The 18003-nt window shown below is 57.5% G+C and carries 10 protein-coding genes; 8 read left to right on the plus strand and 2 right to left on the minus strand.

All coding sequences use genetic code 11. The features are described from left to right. The first annotated feature begins 73 nt into the window (after positions 1-73). The 3 genes from ppdK to ISF27_RS01545 all read left to right on the plus strand — a co-directional run bounded on the left by ppdK (position 74) and on the right by ISF27_RS01545 (position 8002). Complete coding sequence (gene ppdK, locus ISF27_RS01535) at positions 74-2710, plus strand: pyruvate, phosphate dikinase (RefSeq protein ID WP_194608467.1); 2637 nt, start codon at positions 74-76, stop codon at positions 2708-2710. Between the two features lie 307 nt (positions 2711-3017). After that, positions 3018-6617: a Cna B-type domain-containing protein gene (locus ISF27_RS01540; RefSeq protein ID WP_194608469.1), complete on the plus strand. Its 3600-nt coding sequence runs from the start codon at positions 3018-3020 to the stop codon at positions 6615-6617. Positions 6618-6973: 356 nt separating this feature from the next. Continuing rightward, positions 6974-8002: a 3-deoxy-7-phosphoheptulonate synthase gene (locus ISF27_RS01545; RefSeq protein ID WP_407926050.1), complete on the plus strand. Its 1029-nt coding sequence runs from the start codon at positions 6974-6976 to the stop codon at positions 8000-8002. Between the two features lie 102 nt (positions 8003-8104). Here the strand turns inward: ISF27_RS01545 and ISF27_RS01550 are convergent, their stop codons facing one another. Next, the gene (locus ISF27_RS01550) at positions 8105-8578 is read right to left on the minus strand and encodes an FtsB/FtsL family cell division protein (RefSeq protein ID WP_194608473.1); all 474 of its coding nucleotides are present in this window, start codon (positions 8576-8578) and stop codon (positions 8105-8107) included. A 369-nt stretch (positions 8579-8947) separates the two neighbouring features. Between ISF27_RS01550 and pepF the strand changes: the two genes are divergently transcribed. Continuing rightward, entirely contained in the window at positions 8948-10774 is a 1827-nt protein-coding gene (gene pepF / locus ISF27_RS01555) for an oligoendopeptidase F (RefSeq protein ID WP_194608475.1), read from the plus strand. A 10-nt stretch (positions 10775-10784) separates the two neighbouring features. Then, the gene (locus ISF27_RS01560; protein WP_194608477.1) at positions 10785-11339 is read left to right on the plus strand and encodes a hypothetical protein; all 555 of its coding nucleotides are present in this window, start codon (positions 10785-10787) and stop codon (positions 11337-11339) included. Between the two features lie 34 nt (positions 11340-11373). Here the strand turns inward: ISF27_RS01560 and ISF27_RS01565 are convergent, their stop codons facing one another. Then, positions 11374-12294: a LysR family transcriptional regulator gene (locus ISF27_RS01565; RefSeq protein WP_194608478.1), complete on the minus strand. Its 921-nt coding sequence runs from the start codon at positions 12292-12294 to the stop codon at positions 11374-11376. A gap of 266 nt (positions 12295-12560) precedes the next feature. On the opposite strand from ISF27_RS01565, the gene ISF27_RS01570 reads away from it, so the two are divergent. The 3 genes from ISF27_RS01570 to ISF27_RS01580 all read left to right on the plus strand — a co-directional run bounded on the left by ISF27_RS01570 (position 12561) and on the right by ISF27_RS01580 (position 18003). After that, positions 12561-16565, plus strand: coding sequence for an InlB B-repeat-containing protein (locus ISF27_RS01570; protein WP_194608480.1), 4005 nt, complete (start codon positions 12561-12563; stop codon positions 16563-16565). A gap of 239 nt (positions 16566-16804) precedes the next feature. Then, positions 16805-17104, plus strand: coding sequence for a citrate lyase acyl carrier protein (gene citD, locus ISF27_RS01575; protein ID WP_194608482.1), 300 nt, complete (start codon positions 16805-16807; stop codon positions 17102-17104). Continuing rightward, positions 17101-18003 (plus strand): aldolase/citrate lyase family protein, encoded by a 903-nt coding sequence (locus ISF27_RS01580; protein WP_194608484.1) that lies wholly within the window; start codon positions 17101-17103, stop codon positions 18001-18003. Before citD ends, ISF27_RS01580 begins: the two co-directional genes overlap by 4 nt.

The raw sequence follows: 18003 nt of genomic DNA on the forward strand, positions 1-18003 counted from the left end.
TGCGCGTTCAGGGAAACTAGTTAACAGGCCGGCTGGAAAGCACCGGCCAGGAAACAGGAGGAAAGACAAACTTATGGCAAAATGGGTTTATAAGTTCGAAGAAGGCAGAGCCTCCATGAGAAATCTTCTCGGCGGCAAGGGCTGCAACCTTGCCGAGATGACGTATCTCGGCCTGCCGATCCCGCAGGGCTTCACCATCACGACAGAGGCCTGCACGGAATATCACAAGAACAACAACGCGCTCACCCAGGAGATGGAAGACCAGATTCTCGAGGATCTGACCTGGCTTGAGGGCATTAACGGCAAAAAGTTCGGCGATGTCAACGACCCGCTGCTTGTATCGGTCCGTTCCGGCGCCCGTGTTTCCATGCCGGGCATGATGGACACGATCCTGAACCTCGGGCTGAACGATGTCGCTGTTGAGGGCTTTGCGAAGAAGACGAACAACCCGAGATTTGCCTACGATTCTTATAGAAGATTCATCCAGATGTTCTCCGACGTTGTCATGGGCGTTCCGAAGAGCCTCTTCGAGAAGGAGATCGATGCCCTGAAGGCAAAGAAGGGCGTGAAGTACGATATCGACCTCGATACCGACGACATGAAGTCCCTGATCGCTACCTTTAAGCAGATCTACAAGGACAACCAGCACGAGGATTTCCCGCAGGATGCGAAGACACAGCTGTTCGAGGCCGTGAGGGCCGTATTCCGCAGCTGGGACAACCCGCGCGCCATCGTCTACAGAAGAATGAATGATATCCCGGGCGACTGGGGCACCGCGGTCAATGTACAGACCATGGTATTCGGCAACATGGGCAATACCTCCGGCACGGGCGTTGCGTTCACCCGCAACCCGGCGACCGGTGAGAAGGGAATCTTCGGTGAGTACCTGATCGATGCCCAGGGCGAGGATGTCGTTGCCGGCGTCCGCACACCGAGCCCGATCAGCCAGCTCGAGAAGGATCTTCCGGAGTGCTACAAGCAGTTCATGGAACTGGCGACCAAGCTGGAGAACCATTTCCACGACATGCAGGATATGGAGTTCACCATCCAGGAAGGCAAGCTGTACTTCCTGCAGACCAGAAACGGCAAGAGAACCGCCCAGGCGGCCATCAAGATCGCCTGCGACCTTGTTGACGAGGGCCAGATTGATGAGAAGGAAGCGGTTTGCCGTATCGAGGCAAAGTCGCTCGACCAGCTGCTTCACCCGACATTCGATAAGGACGCCCTGAAGGCCGGCGAGGTGATCGGCCACGCACTTCCGGCTTCCCCGGGTGCCGCTGCAGGCAAGATCTACTTCACCGCTGAGGAAGCGAAGGCTGCCGGCAAGGGCGGCAGAGGCGAGAGAGTTGTCCTTGTCCGCCTGGAGACTTCCCCGGAGGACATCGAGGGTATGCACGCTTCCGAGGGCATTCTCACGGCCAGAGGCGGCATGACCTCCCACGCGGCGGTTGTTGCCCGCGGCATGGGCACCTGCTGCGTATCCGGCTGCACCGAGCTCAAGGTTGACGAGGAGAAGAAGGTCTGCGAGCTTGGCGGATACACCTTCCATGAGGGCGATTACATTTCCCTGGACGGTAACACCGGAAATATCTACAAGGGCGATATCAAGACGGTTCCGGCAAGCACCAACACCGGCGATTTCGGCCGCATCATGGGCTGGGCAGATAAGTATAGAAAGCTGAGAGTAAGAACCAACGCGGATACCCCGGCAGACGCGGCGAACGCGGTAAGGCTGGGCGCTGAGGGCATCGGCCTCTGCCGTACCGAGCACATGTTCTTCAATGAGGACAGAATCCCGAAGATCCGCCGGATGATCCTCTCCGATACTGTTGAGGAGAGAGAGGCTGCGCTCAACCAGCTGATCCCGTTCCAGAAGGGTGACTTCAAGGCCATGTACAAGGCTCTTGAGGGCAGACCGATGGTTGTCCGCTATCTGGATCCGCCGCTGCATGAGTTCGTTCCGAAGACCGAGGAGGATATGGAGCAGCTGGCAAAGGATATGAACCTTTCCGTTGAGGAAGTGAAGACCAGATGCGACGAGCTCCACGAGTTCAACCCGATGATGGGCCACAGAGGCTGCCGCCTTGCGGTTACCTATCCGGAGATCGCCAAGATGCAGACCCGTGCGGTTATGGAAGCTGCCATCGAGGTGAACGCAGAGGAAGGCTACAGCATCGAGCCGGATATCATGATCCCGCTTGTCGGCGAGGTGAAGGAGCTCAAGTTCGTCAAGGACGTTGTCGTTGAGACCGCCGAGGCTGTCAAGAAGGAAAAGAATTCCGACATCAAGTACCACATCGGCACGATGATCGAGATCCCGAGAGCGGCACTCACCGCGGATAAGATCGCCCAGGAGGCTGAATTCTTCTCCTTCGGCACCAATGATCTGACCCAGATGACGTTCGGCTTCAGCCGTGACGACGCGGGCAAGTTCCTGGAGTCCTACTATCAGAACAAGATCTATGAGTTTGATCCGTTCGCGAAGCTGGATCAGGAGGGCGTCGGCCAGCTGGTACAGATGGCTGTTGAGAAGGGCCGCAAGACGAGGCCTGACCTTCACTGCGGAATCTGCGGCGAGCACGGCGGCGATCCGTCCACCATTGACTTCTGCCACAGAGTAGGCCTGGACTATGTTTCCTGCTCACCGTTCCGTGTGCCGATTGCAAGACTGGCTGCGGCTCAGGCGGCAATCAACAACGAAAAGAACTGATCGACGGGTTCTTTGAAATCATGGATGAAGAGGCTGCTGCGCGGAGAAATCCGTGCGGCAGTCTTTTTCTATGGAAAAAATCGGCCGGCGGCAGGATTTTTTTTATGTTTCAGGAATACGGCATAGCTGCACCATTTCCGCTGCGGCTAAAAATTTTTCCACCTCCCGGGAATTGATTTACACTGAATTTTATTTATGATATAAAGGTTAATAACTGAAAAATACCCGCAAGAGATGTATCTATAAACAGGAAAATCCAGGATTCTATTCCAGGCAGGAAGGACGGACAGAATTGAAAAAACGAGGAATGGCAGGCAGATTGTTATTGACGCTGGCTTTGACAGCCAGCCTGGTCAGCCAGACGGTATTTCCCGGGCAGGCCTCCGGGCAGGGGATCTCGGAAGCTGCCGCAGGGGAATCTGCCGCGGCAGAAGCGGAGGCAAAGGCGACGCCGGGCTCGCTTGCCGGGGACAGCGGAACTGGCGGGGAGAGCGGCAGCGACAATGAGAGCAGCGCCAATGAAAACGGCAGCACAAAGGAGACGGAGCGTGCCGGGGAGGAGAATCAGGAACTTCTCCTCGATGATGTCACCCCGGCAACCGCCGCAGATCTCATCCCGGCGCTCACGCTGGACACGGCAGCCGATGACGGGACGAAGATCCATATCGAGGCGCCGGAGGGGGCATTTCCCGACGGGATCCAGGTGTCGGTAAAGCGCGTGGATGCGGCCAACATCCTCGACGCGCTGCGAAAGGCATCCGCGGACGATAGCCTCGAGGAAGACCGGGTCGCGGCTTATGATTTCGACTTTTTCCTGGACGATCAGCACGATATCGAGCCGAAAAAGGAGATCTCGGTGCAGATTGTCCTCCCGCAGATGAAAGACCAGGAGAAGGCGAGTGCCTACCACCTGAAGGATGAGGGCGCGGAGGCGGAGGAAAAGCCGGTGACGGTGGATCCGGAAACCGGGACGGTCACGCTGGAGGCGGAGGAGTTCTCGACCTACGCGATTCTGCTCGGCGTGACGCAAAATTCCAACGGGATCAGGATCGATTATGATGAAAAGACCGATATCCATTCGGTTACGGACAGCGACGGCAATCGGATCATCCTCTACTGCATGAACAACCAGCTGCACTGGCCGCATTCGACGCCGGCCACGCCTAATGTGCCGCTCTACCAGGAGACGACGCTGGAGAAGTTCTGCGCGGAGAGCAACATCACCGGCGATAAGATGGCAAACCTGAAAACGCAGGTGGAGAATCTCCTCTATGCAGGGTATCCCTATAACGGCTACGGCCTCTACCAGGTGGCTGACCCGGCTCCAACGCTTACGGAGGGCGAGTTTAACCAGCTGCTCAATGCGCCGCAGTTTCTTCGCGAGGATTTCCCGGACAGCCTTGGCAATCGGACATTTACCTATGCTGACCGGAATAATAGCGCGAAGATCGCCCAGTTAAAAACATTTCTGCTCGCTGTGGGGGATTATTTCCTTGGCGGGACTACACCTTCCGGCCTTACTTACCAGCAGCTGATGCAGCTCCCATTTGTTCGGGCTGCTTACTGCATGGTTTATTACGCAGGAGCTCCCATTGATGCGTACTCCGCGATGTATCTTGCTGATTATTATGTGACGGAATCGAAGGCGTACACCAGTACTTCCTATGCAATCTGGATCGCCATGAATAATGCTGGTGTCCAGAATAATAGTCTTACTGAGGATGATGCAGACGCCTTGACGAGAAAACTGCTGGATGCGGACACGAAGGACCTGATTCCCACGTCGGAGCCAGAGGATGACGACATCCGCGTGACCGGCGACCTGACGTACGCATACAGCACAACGGATCACCAATGGCATACCGGGCGCCTGACACTTTCCGTGCCGGATACCTACCATGTCAGCTTCACGCTTGAGCTTCCGGCAGGCGTTACCGAGGAGAGCGGAAAGAGAGAGATTAAGCCCGGCGAGAGTTTTTCCCTGGTTACAGCCGAGAAGCCGGCAGAGGCAAATGGTTTCCGGCTGACAGCCAAAGTCCCGTGGATGGATCCGAACCTCAAGGTCTACACCGCGATGGGCAATGCGGTAGCCTCGGACGGCAAGGGCTACCAGAACATGATCGGCGCAGTGATCCATGAAAAGGAGATCACCCAGTCGTTCAAGCTTCACGAGACGTCTGGGGAGAGTGTCAGCTTTACCAAGGTGTGGGATGACGCGAATGACCAGGACGGGATCCGACCGACGATGGAGGCTTATGCGGCCAAACTTCATCTCCTGGCAGCAGGGCTAAGCGGAACGCTCGATGTATCGAAAAATTATCCGCCGGTGATCACCCAGCAGGGAAATGGCACCTGGACGGTGACCTACCTGGATCTCCCGGAGAGCATCGAGGAGGCAGGCGGCAAGGTTTCCTATTCGGTCAAAGAGGACAGCATTGCTGGCTATACGGCAAGCGCTGAGACGGTCAAAAACGGCGAGATTCTCACGAACACCCATACGCCGGAGACGACCAGCGTAACTGGTAAGAAGACCTGGGACGATAACAACGATGCGGCAGGGAACCGTCCGTCGAGCATCAAGGTCAACCTGCTTGCGAACGGTGAAAAGAAAGAAAGCCAGACCGTGCAGGCGGATGCGGACGGAAACTGGACATACACCTTCAGCAATCTTCCGAAAAATGCTCAGGGCTCGCCGATCACGTACTCGGTGACCGAGGATGTGGTGGACGATTATACCGGAAGTTACAACGGTTTCGATATTACCAATACCTATACGCCAGGCCACGCAGCCATCACGGTATCCAAGGCCTGGAAGGATGGGAACAACCAGGATGGCATCCGTCCCGCAAGCATCCAGGTACAGCTCTATCAGGATGATGTAGCCTACGGCGATCCCGTTACGCTGAGCGCGGAGAACGGCTGGCGCTATACCTGGGGCAAGCTGGAGGAAAAGCGCAACAGCTATTCGATCAAAGAAATCACCGATGTCCCGGGCTATACGACCAAGATCGAGGGAATGCCAAGAACCGGATTTACTATCGTGAACGCCCACACGCCGGAGACGGTCACGGTGTCCGGGACGAAGACCTGGAACGATGAGAATGACCGGGCAGGTAGGCGGCCGGGCAGTATCACGGTGGAGCTCTACGCGGATGGCGTCTGGATTGACGGCCGGATTGTGAAGCCGGACGCGGATGGCAGCTGGACGTACAGCTTTGTGGATCTTCCGAAGTATGCCGACGGTAAGGAGATCAACTATGCAATCAAGGAGATCCCGGTAGAAAATTACAGCACGGCAATCAACGGCTATGATGTGACCAACACCTATACCCCGGGTAGCACACACCATTCTTCCGGCGGCAGTGGCGGCTCCGGCGGCTCGGCGTACTCGACAGCGACAACCCGCGTGACCGTGACGAAGGTCTGGAACGATGCGGATAACCAGTACGGCATCCGGCCGGACAGCGTGCAGGTTCAGCTTTACGCGGACGGCAAGCCGAGCGGAGATCCCGTGACGCTTTACGCGGACGGTGGCTGGACACATACCTGGACTGGACTTGCGGTGCGAACCCGGAGCGGGGCGAAGATCGCCTACACGGTGCAGGAAGTTTCCGAAAGCAAAAATTATACCGCTGCGGTTTCGGGAAATGCGGCGGACGGCTATATCCTGACCAACACCTATGAACAGGGCGCGGAGACGGTGGCAAATGGCGGGAATACCTGGGAGAAAGGCGGTGCTGTCGGCCTGCAGGAGGACAGCAATGTACGGAGAGGGAAAGTCAGCTCGCGGAACAGGAATGGCGTTCCTAAGACGGGGGATCACGCCCACGTCCTTTTGTACAGCGTGCTCAGCATTTCCGCGCTGGCGCTGTTGATGCTCTACGGATATCGGAGGAGAAGAAGATAATTTTCCCTGAGAATATGGGTTGACCGGGAATTGCCCGGGATTGGCGGCTGCCGGCAGGCACCCCGGACTAAGCGGGTGCGGCCGGCGGCCGCATTTTCGCATCCAGAGTTTCCCGCCGCCCGGCGGCCGCATCTCGCATCCGGAGTTTCCCGCCGCTCACCAGCCACATCACCGGGGAATTGCCACGGCGGCATACGGGGAACTGCTGACGGGGCCTGCGTATGCCAGCAAACAGGATGCGTGCCACGTTAAAGCAAAAGGAAATAGTATTTACTTTAAAGCGAAGAAGTGGTAGAATCCTCCCTGTCAGAGATGGGAGGACTTTTGAGCAGCCGAAAGGAGTGGCGATCATGGAAATGCAGATGGAATTCATCCGGAAACTTCCGATTCCGAAGGAACTGAAGCAGAGATTTCCGGTTACCGACGACCTGAGAAAGATCAAGGAGGAGAGAGACCGCGAGATCGCGGACATTTTCACGGGGAGAGAGGATAAATTCCTGCTGATCATCGGACCCTGCTCCGCGGACAATGAGGACGCGGTGATCGACTATATTACCCGCCTCCGCAGGGTCCAGGAAAAGGTAGCGGACAAGGTTTTCATCATACCGCGCTGCTACACCAACAAGCCGAGGACGGTCGGCAAGGGCTACAAGGGCATGCTGCACCAGCCGGATCCGAAGGGTGTGGAGGACCTGCTCGTGGGCATCATTTCCATCCGCGAGCTGCATACCCGGATTCTCCGGGAGACCGGCTTCACCTGCGCGGAGGAAATGCTCTATCCGGAAAATCACCGCTATCTCTCCGACCTGCTCGCCTATGTTGCGATCGGCGCAAGGTCGGTTGAGGACCAGCTGCACCGGATCGTTGGCAGTGGCGTCGGCATCCCGGTCGGGATGAAGAACCCGACCGGCGGCGACCTGAATGTCATGATCAATTCGATTGAGGCGGCGCAGAGCGACCAGCGGTTCCTGTACCGCGGCTGGGAGGTTCAGACCCATGGCAATCCGCTCGCCCATGTCATTCTCCGGGGAAGTGTTGACCGCTATGGCCGGAATCATCCCAACTACCATTATGAAGACCTCCGCGAGGTCATGGATCTCTATCAGCAGAGAAACCTGGAAAATCCGGCGGTGATCGTGGATACGAATCACAGTAACTCCGGCAAACACTATCTGGAACAGATCCGGATTGCCAAGGATGTGCTCCACAGCATGCACGTCAACCCGGAATTCCGGAAGCTGGTCAAAGGGCTGATGATCGAGAGCTACATTGAGGACGGGAACCAGCCTGTCGGCGGCGGGGTGTACGGGAAGTCCATCACCGATCCCTGCCTCGGCTGGGAGAAGACGGAAAAGCTGATTTATGAGATCGCGGATATGCTGTAATTTCCGCGTCGCGAGATAAAAAGACCCCAGGCAGAAGTTTTGCCTGGGGCCTTGCTTTATGGAATTGCGTTTGACAAGGAAATTCTGGCGGCGGAACCGCGGTCAGGACTTCGGGATCTCCCGATTTTGGGTGACAAATTCCTTATCCGTGGAATGATACTCAAGCACCTGGCCATTTTCCGGATAGACCATGCCGTACTGCGTGGTGGCGAGCCGGTAAATCCGGGTCAGGTCCATGGCGGAGTCCACTTTCTGCTGAATCACGTCGTTGTCCGCCTTCTGCTTCGCAAGCTGCGTCTCCAGCGCGTCGACGGAAGACTGGCGGTTCTGGAGATCTGAGCGGATGTGCAGGTAGTTCACACAGAGAAGGAGGCAGATGCATCCCGCCACGGCGAGCATGGCGACGTAGCCGAATCCCATCGAGCGCGCCCGCGCGCGGCTCCGGTGCTGTGGGAAAGGGCTGTCCTTCTCCCCGCCGACCACCCTGAGCGGGATTTCTGTATGGGTATCGGATTCCACAACCGTGGAACCGATGATAACGCCTTTTTTGTTCATGTGAAAATCAATTCTAACCATCGAATCCCCATCCCATCACCAGATCATGTAGTATTCTGGGGAAAATTATACCAGATCATGGGGTTTTTGAAAACCGGAAAACAGACAAATTGCATGAATATTTTTAAAGGAATTTCGAACAAATTGTCACTGGTCCGTGCAAGCTGTGGGAAAACCCGCAGAACGGCTGCTTGCAGGCAGTTTTGCGGGTGATCCCACAGCTTGCAGCCGAGCGCCGTAGGCGCTCGGCTCCCCGACATCGAGTGAGGCTTTGCCTCGCGAGATGTCGGGGAGGGCAGTGACATTTTTCGCCACGTTTTCCCGGGAACGCCGCTGCTTTACTCCCGCGCGATTCTGCCGTAGAATAGAGCCATGCAAGGAGGTAAGCCTATGACAGAGGAACTTCGCGAACGTAAGGATATCGACAAGGCGGACCAGTGGGATCTCTCCAGCCTGTTCGCCGATGATGCGGCATGGGAAAATGGCCTCGCGGGCATTGACCCGCTGATTGCCGATGCCGCGGCATATCAGGGAAAACTCCGGGATGCGGAGACGATCCGGCGGTATTTTGACGCGGAAGAGCGGCTTGACATGGCGATGTCGGATGTTTTTGCCTACTCGTTTCTGAGAAGGAGCGAGGACATGCGGGACGGCCGCGCCCAGGATATGTACGCCCGCGCCTACGCGAAATATGTTGAGATGAGCACGGCGGTTTCTTTCGCGGCGCCGGAGATTCTGGCGCTTCCGGAGGAGAAGCTCAAGGAGATCGCGGAGGCGGATGTGCTTGCCGATTACCATTACGCGATGGTAAAGCTCGTCCGTCAGAAGCCGCACACGTTGACCGCACCGGAGGAGCGGGTGCTGTCCACGCTCGGGGAGGTGCTCGGGGCGCCGAAAAATATCGCGGAAAACCTCCAGAACGCCGACCTCACCTTTGACCCGGTAAAGGATCAGGACGGGCGGGAGCGCGAGGTCGCCGGCTCCAATTATATCCTGCTTGAGTCCTCGAAGGACCGTGTCCTCAGGGAGCAGGCATTCCGGAGCTTCTACCGCGGCTACCGGAAGCACATCAATACATTTGCCGCCGCTTACGCGGGGGCGGTGAAGGGAGCGGTCGCCGAGGCCTCCCTGCGCCATTATGCTTCCTCCCGGGAAATGGCTTCGCTAGGCGAGGATGTCCCGCCGGCGGTCTATGACAACCTGATCGAGGCTGTCCATCGGAATATGCCGCTCATGTACCGCTATGTGGCGCTCCGGAAGAAGATTCTCGGGGTTGATGAGCTTCATTATTATGATCTCTATGCGCCGCTCTCGGCGGCGCCGGAAAAGCGCTATTCTTATGACGAGGCCAAATCTCTGGTGCTCGAGGCTGTCCGGCCGCTGGGGGAGGACTATGTCTCCCGGGTGCGGCAGGGATTTGCCGACCGGTGGGTGGATGTCTACCCGAACCGGGGCAAGGAGGGCGGCGCGTACTCTGAGAGCACCTACCACTCCAATCCCTTTATCATGGCGAATTTCACCGGCACGCTTGACAGTGTGTCAACGATCGCCCATGAGATGGGGCATTCGATGCATTCGTGGCTCTCTAACCACGCCCAGAAGCCGCAGGACGCGGAGTACACGCTCTTTGTCGCTGAGGTGGCTTCCACGGTGAATGAGAACCTTCTTGCGGAGAACCTGCTGGAGAAGGCAAAAACCCCTGAGGAGAAGATGAGCATTCTCAACCAGTATCTCGAGGGCTTCAAGGGGACGGTATATCGCCAGACGATGTTCGCCGAATTTGAGAAGGAGGCGCATGAGGCGGCGGAGCGGGGCGAGAGCCTGTCCGCGGGAAAGCTCAGCGATATTTACCGGAAGCTGGTCGCGGAGTATTTCGGCCCGGAGCTGGTTATCGACGACGAGGTCGCGCTCGAGTGGGCCAGGATTCCGCATTTCTACCGCCCGTTCTATGTCTACAAGTATGCGACGAGCTACTCGGCGGCGGTCGCCCTCTCGGAGGGGATTCTCGCGGAGTACCGCAAGGGCCGAGCCGGACTGGAAAATGCCGCAGCCGCCCGTTATCTCCGCTTCCTCTCTCTCGGTGGCTCGATGGATCCGCTGGATGAGCTCTCGATCGCCGGTGTGGATTTCTCGACGCCGGAGCCTGTGGATCGTGCGCTGAAGAAATTCGGCCGTGTGCTGGACATGGCGGAGAAGCTTGCCGGGGAACGGCAATAAGGAGAAGTTCATGGGGGATTATCGGAACATGCCGCCGCACATCTCACACGCCGGCGGGAAGCTGATCGGCGCGATCGGGGCACTGACCCTGGTCATTGTCGCGGCGTCCGCGACCGCGACGGTCTTTCCTGAGGTTTTCCGCCTCTCGGACGTCCGCGTAGAGACGCAGAAGGGGACAGAATCCCCGATTGAGGCTCTCGAGACGTTCTCGGAGGCACCGCGGGAGGAGACAGAGAAGAATATCGACAGCCTGATCAATGAAGCGGTTTCCGCGGCGGTCAGCGATGCCGCGGAATCCGCCGGCCTCGATGAGACGGATATCGCTGCGCTGGCAAGCTCCGCGGAGAGCGAGGCGGAGACTGCCCATGAGGAGACGCCGCAGCGGCCGACCGCCGCGGAGACAGAGCCTGCCGCGGGTCCGGCGGCGGAGACCACCGGGGCAGCCACGACGGCTGCGCCGACAGAGGCCGAGGGACCGGGGCGGGAGACGGTCGGAACCCGCCCGGCAAAAGACGCCTCGGAGGCGCCCGCCGGGCCTGGCGCCGAGGCGGAAACCGAGGGGTGAGTTTCAGAGGATAGCGCTGCGACACGTCTTGCATCTACGCGGTGCGGACTTTTCTGTGCCGGTACAATTCGATGAACATATCGACCAGATCCTGCATGTACCGGTTCATGTATTTATTCTTCCGGAGAATGATGAAGAAGTGACGCTCCACTTCAATCCCGGTGACCGGGTAGACCTGGCAGGTCTCATAGAGCTCCGGCGACATGTCGATGTAGTTTTTCGGACAGAGCATCACGGCGCCGCAGCTCGGGACGGAGCGCTTCGCCACCTCAATGCTGGACGTCTCAAACAGGATCTCCGGCTTGATGTTGTTTGCGGCAAAGAGCTGGTCCTGCGTATTGCGCACACTGTGTCCGCGCTTGATGGCGATGAATTGCTCATCCTTCGCCTCCCGGATGCTGATCGGCGTGAAGGCGGGGATCCGCGAGGCAATCGCGGCCTGCTTCGAGGCGAGAAGAACGGTCTTTTCGTCAGCGACGGGGAGATAACGGAGGTCGTTGATCTTCGGCGCTGTCGTCACAAAGGCGAGATCAAGGCCATTTTCCAGGAGCATATTCTCCAGCTGGTCAGAACCGCGCTCCTCGAAGCGCAGCTCGACGTTCGGATATTTTTTGTGATAAACAGGAAAAAATACCGGCAGGATCTCCATCGCCCGCTGCAGGGGGACGCCGACCCGGATGGTTCCGCGGGCGCCGGTGTTGATCTCATGGATCTGGTCGGTCATCGCCTGCTGGATGTTCAGGATGTTCTGCGCCGCCTGGATGTAGCATTCGCCGGCTGCGGTGAGCGCGATCGGAGTCTGATGGCGGAAAAAGATATCCGCGTGGATTTCCTTCTCGATTTTCCGGACCATCTGGCTTAAGGACGGCTGGGAAATGCACAGGACATCAGCGGCTTTGCTGATGCTTCCTTCCTTCAGAATAGTCAACATATAGGTCAGCTGGCGATCATTCATGGCGGGATTTCCTTTCCAGAACTTCTTTTCTCCAGTATACCATGTTTTTGATTTTGTGCATTCGTATCTGTCCGGCGGATGCCGGGAATCTCCGGAAAAGTTACGCTGCAACTTCATGGAGATTCACGGAATTTCAGTGCGCCTGATCATCCTGTGATGCTGCGTTTTCATCTTGTTTAAAAAGTATCGCGCGCTATAATGGAATGGGGTGTAAATTAACGCTGTGATCATTAAAAATACAGGCGTACTGAGGGGGAAATTGAACAATGACGAGGAAAAAGTTGAATCAGGGAATCGCGGTCTTTCTGGCGGTTGCCCTTGCCCTGGGGGATCCTTCGGTGGCGATCGCCGCGGAGAACAGCTCCGATTCCGGCGCGGTCGCGCTGATTAACGATCTCGGCCAGGGGATTGGGGCTTTTCTTTCCAGAAAGAAAGCGGAGATTGCGGAGGTGAGGAAACACGCCATCCGGAAATCTGCCTCGTCAGAGGATGATCATGAGGGGAAAGAGGCGACGGGAGCTTCCCTCTCGCGCAGGAACGTCCTGCGGCGTCAAGCGCTCCTGCACATGCCGGGGGAGGAAGCCTCGGATGCGGAACTGAATATCCTGCAGGCGGCTTCAGCCGCAGACTTGCAGAACGGGCTGGTTTACTATTACGATCCTGCCCAGGGGACAGTCTTCCCGGAAAAATCCCAGCAGCTGACAAGTGCGGATACCAGCTGGAATGACCAGGGAGAGGGCGGAGGCGTCTATGTCGTCACCGGAGAGGTAACGATCAGCGATACCATTTACCTTGCGGGCGATGTCGTCCTGGTGCTTGAGGACGGCTGCAAGCTCACCTGCGCAGGCGGGATTGTCGTCGGCGGGGCCAATCTCACGATCACGGCGCCGACGAAGGACGGAACGGGGGAGCTTCACGTCACGACAAGGGATAATGATGCGATTGCTGCGATCGGCGGCGGAAATGTATATAATGGCTACAGGGATGAACAGTTCACAGGCTCCATCACGATCAATGGCGGGGTAATCTCCGCAGACGCCAGCAATGCCGGCGGCGCCGGAATCGGAGGCGCAAATAACTGGGGTCTGTGCAAGACTTATACGCCGGGCATCGTCACGATCAATAACGGTTCTGTGTGTGCAAAGGGAGGCGAGGGAGCTGCCGGGATCGGCGGCGGCGCGAAGGAAGGCGGAGACGGCACCGGTGATATTCCCGGCATCAAGGTCAGGATCAACGGGGGAACTGTTGAAGCGCACGGCGGAGGAAATGGCGCCGGGATCGGCGGCGGTTATGAGGGGACTGTTGATGAGATCGCGGTCCAGGGCGGTGAGAAGATCACCGCCCTGGGTGGAAAAAATGGCGCCGGGATTGGAAGCGGCTTCAGTGGGTACTTTAATAAGATTTCGATCGAGAATTCCACAGTTGTCACGGCCAGGGGCGGCGTGGGCGGCGCTGGGATCGGCAGCGGCATGATTCCCCACGACTGGAATGTGAAACAGAAGTATCGGGGAGAGATTACCCTGAAAAATAGCGTTATTCGGGCCTCAGGAAATGCCGGCGGCGCCGGGATCGGCAGCGGTATGCAGAATAGCGTGGACACGATCACCATTGATGGAGGGACGATCACCGCGTACGGCGGCAAGACCGGCGGTTCCGGGATTGGCGGTGGAAGCCAGGGCAAGGTAAAGCATGTTGTCATTAAGTCCGGCGAGATTTTTGCCCACGGCGGTGTCAATGACAAGGGAGAAGTGGATACAGCTCCTGTCAGCGGCGGTGTCGATGACCAGGGAGAAGTGGATACAGCTCCTGTCAGCGGTGCCGGCATCGGCAATGGGGGAATGGCTGATCAGATTGATGGTGACCCCGAGAATCAGGGCGCGACGCGGATTGAAATCGAAGGCGGCGAAGTAACTGCCCAAGGCGGGAAAATGGCCGCGGGAATCGGCTCCGGAACTGTTGGGAACGCGCTTCCCGGAACCGTGATCATCTCCGGCGGTGACGTCAATGCTTCCGGGGGCGCAGCTAACCGTTGGAATCCGGATATCCCTTCGGGCGCCGGCGGCGCCGGGATCGGCGGAGGCAATAACCAGGACGGCTGGACAACCACGATCAGCGGCGGAAAAGTGACAGCGACAGGAAGCGACAGCGCTGCCGGGATCGGCGGCGGAGCCTTTGGCGCAGGCATCGGTACCGGCGCGCATAAAGGGATTGGGAACGGCTCGGTTGAAATCACCGACAGTCCGAAGATATCGGCTGTCGGAGGAATCTATGCCGCAGGCATCGGCGGCGGGGCGACATCGGCATGCGCGAAGATTACGATCAGCGGCGATCCCCAGATTACCGCGAAAGGCACTGCGGAAGGTACTGCGGGGGAGACCAAAACTAATGAACAGCCGTCCGCTGGTTCCGGCGCGGGCATCGGGACCGGTGCTTTTTGCAGTCATGGGAGCCAGCAGGTTACCATCGAGATCACTGGCGGTAAGATTGATGCAGATGCCGGGGAAGGCGGCGCGGGCATTGGCGGCGGCATCCATTCCTATGCGGACAGGATCACGGTCAGCGGCGGCCAAATTCAGGCCACAGGCGGTGATTATGGTGCCGGGATCGGCAATGGGTGCTGGTCAGACGGAGAAACCCAGGACGATCGCATTGAGATCAGCGGCGGCGGGATCAAAGCTCAGGGCGGCAAGGAAAGCGCAGGCATCGGCGGCGGCTCCACCGCTCATGTAAGCAAAATCACCATCTCCGGCGGAGATATTCAGGCTTCCGGGGGAGAAGGCGGCGCAGGCATCGGCTCGGGCATTTACCGGGACTGGGGAAGCATCGTAATCAGCGGCGGCACCGTGCAGGCGTATGCCGGGAGCGGCGCGGATGCCATCGGCGCCGGGGAATGGCCGGATATCCAGAGGAAATCTACATTTTCCACCGGTTTGGACGGCCAGGCGGTTATTGTCGCGAACACGGTCACGGATCACAGCATGGTGAAGGATTGGCGCGGGATCTACTTCCGGGGGACGGAAGCGCAGGGGTACCGCGGGGTTATCCTGAACCACCAGCCGCTAAGCATCACGAAGGAGGAATACATCCCGGAAAGATTTACGCTGGACGTCCTGAGCGATTCCTACAAGAACCCGCTGGATTCGGAAAAGGCGTATGCGGATGACCGGCTTACCGCGGGAAGCCCGGAGAAGCTGGCCAATTATGGCACGATCTATGTCTACGGGGATTATGGTAACCTTGACGAGCGTAACCTTACCTGCAAGGATCAGGGAAAAGTTGTCTATCTTGTCAAGGACATGAAGATTGTCCAGCCGCCGGAGAAGCTGCGCTATCACGTCGGGGAAACGCTTGATCTCACCGGGATGAAAGTTCGGGCAACTTATCAGGAGCCCTCGAAGGCCAGAGATCTCAACACCGGGGAATATGCGGCGAATCCGTCCCAGGGCACGGTGCTCCAGGCTGTGGACGATGAACAAGAGATTATCGTGACCTGGCAGGTCGAGGAAACCACACCGTTTGATCAGAATGACGATCCGGTGACAACAGCTCCGCAGAGGATAGGGGAAAAATCAGCGGCGGCAGCCCTGGAGACGTCCGATGAAAGCACTGACGGGACTGTGGCCCGTCGGTTCACCGATCGGACAGGCCCGCTGCAAATGTACTATTTGATTACCTATAATCCGAACGGCGGTGTGTTCGCTGACGGCAGCGGCGCTTCAAAAATGGAAGAGAATGACGTCACCGACAGTGATGGAACCGGCAGCACAGCGTCTGTCTCCCTGCAAGCCGTAAGAGATGGATATGATTTTCTCGGATGGCAGTTGACCGGGAGCACCGAGGAGCGTTTTAAAGTTGGAGACAAGTTTGTTCCGATGTCAGACGTGACGTTTACGGCAGTGTGGGAGAAGATCCCGGAGAAGCCGGATCATGGCGGCGGCACTGATTCCGGCGGTTCGAGCGGCGGAAACGATCGCACGGTCACCCGTGTGGTAAAAACTTCCCCCGATGAGCCGACAGCCGGCAATGATGAGCAGGATGTGCAGGATATTGTCCGGGCGAGCGCCGGACAGATGGGATCAGAAAATGCTAACGGTATAGGAAATATTCCGAATGGCAGTGCAGTCCGCCAGGCAGAAGTCCGGAAGAACCCAGCAGTCCGCACCGGCGATGACACACCGATTTTCCGGTATGCCCTGCTGTCGGTTGTCTCCGCGGGAATTTGTGCAGGTTTTCTGTTCCTGCAAAAATACAAGAAATTGAACAGGCGGTGAAAAGGCAGGCAGGAGGCCGGTGCCCGGGAGTTCCGGGTGCCGGCCTCCTGCGTCATGCCGCGGATATAGTTTAAAACTTATGCACAACATAATTGAAATAATCCTTGTGGCTGAGCGGTTTTCTATGGTAATATTCTCACATAGAGGCGGGGTTTTTGCGGCAATTAAAAGTTATATTGCACAAAAAAATCACCAAATTACATCAATTTCTGTTGGGTTGCTGCAAAAGGAGGCATCTTATGGAGATCAAGAAACCTGCTGTTGCGGGCACGCTGGAATCCAGCGACTGCATGGTAACGGTTGAACCGGGTGACGGCAAGGTGGATTTCACCCTGGACAGCGCGGTGGCACACCAGTTCGGCAATGAGATCCGGAAGGTTGCGCTGGAGACGCTCGAGAATCTCGGCGTTGACAATGTCCGCATCTCGATCGTCGATAAGGGCGCGCTCGACTGCACGATTAAGGCACGCATCGAGGGTGCGGTATACCGCTCGGTTGATCAGTACGATAATTTACCGTGGGGAGGTGCGATTCGATGAGCAACCCGAATAAAAAACGTCTGAGAAGAACCATGTTGTTTCTGAATGCCCAGAAACCGTCCCTGATCAAGGATCCCTACATTTACAAACCGGATTCCATCATGCTGGATCTGGAGGATGCCGTTGCCGAGAATCAGAAGGACGCGGCGAGGTTTTCCCTCTATCACGCGCTGAAGACGATTGATTACCGCGGCTGCGAGCGCGTTGTCCGCATTAACGGCCTGGATACCTCCTTCTGGAAGGAAGATATCCGCGTCTGCGTCGCGGGCGGCTGCGACGTCATCCGTATCCCGAAGACCGAGACCGCGGAGATGGTAAAGGCGGTTGAAGCTGAGGTGGAGAAGGCGGAGAAAGAGTTCGGGCGCCCGGTGGGCAGCACACTCCTCATGGCCGCGCTCGAATCCTGCCGCGGCGTGCTGAACGCCCTTGAGGTCTGCGAGGCTTCCGACCGCATGATCGGTATCGCCCTCTCCGGCGGCGATTACACCAAGGATCTCCAGACCCATATCACCGGCACCGGCGTTGAGCTCATGGGCGCCAGACAGCAGATGATCATTGCTGCCCGCGCGGCCGGCGTGCAGTGCTTCGATACCGTCTGGACCAACCTGGATGATATGGATGGCTTCCGCGAGGATGTCCAGAAGATTCACGATATGGGCTTCGACGGCAAGTCCATCATCAACCCTCGTCAGATCAACATTGTCCATGAGATCTTCACACCGACCCAGAAGGATATCATTTTCGCGGAGAAGGTTGTGCGCGAGATTGATTCCAAGAAGGCACAGGGCATCGGCGTATTTACCGTAGACGGCAAGATGATCGACATCGCCTTCTATGACGGTGCAAAGAGAACGATCGATCTGGCCAAGGCATCCGGCGTATATAAGGGGGAATTATAA

Source organism: Clostridium vitabionis, assembly GCF_015351765.1.
Classification (GTDB): domain Bacteria; phylum Bacillota; class Clostridia; order Lachnospirales; family Lachnospiraceae; genus Clostridium_R; species Clostridium_R vitabionis.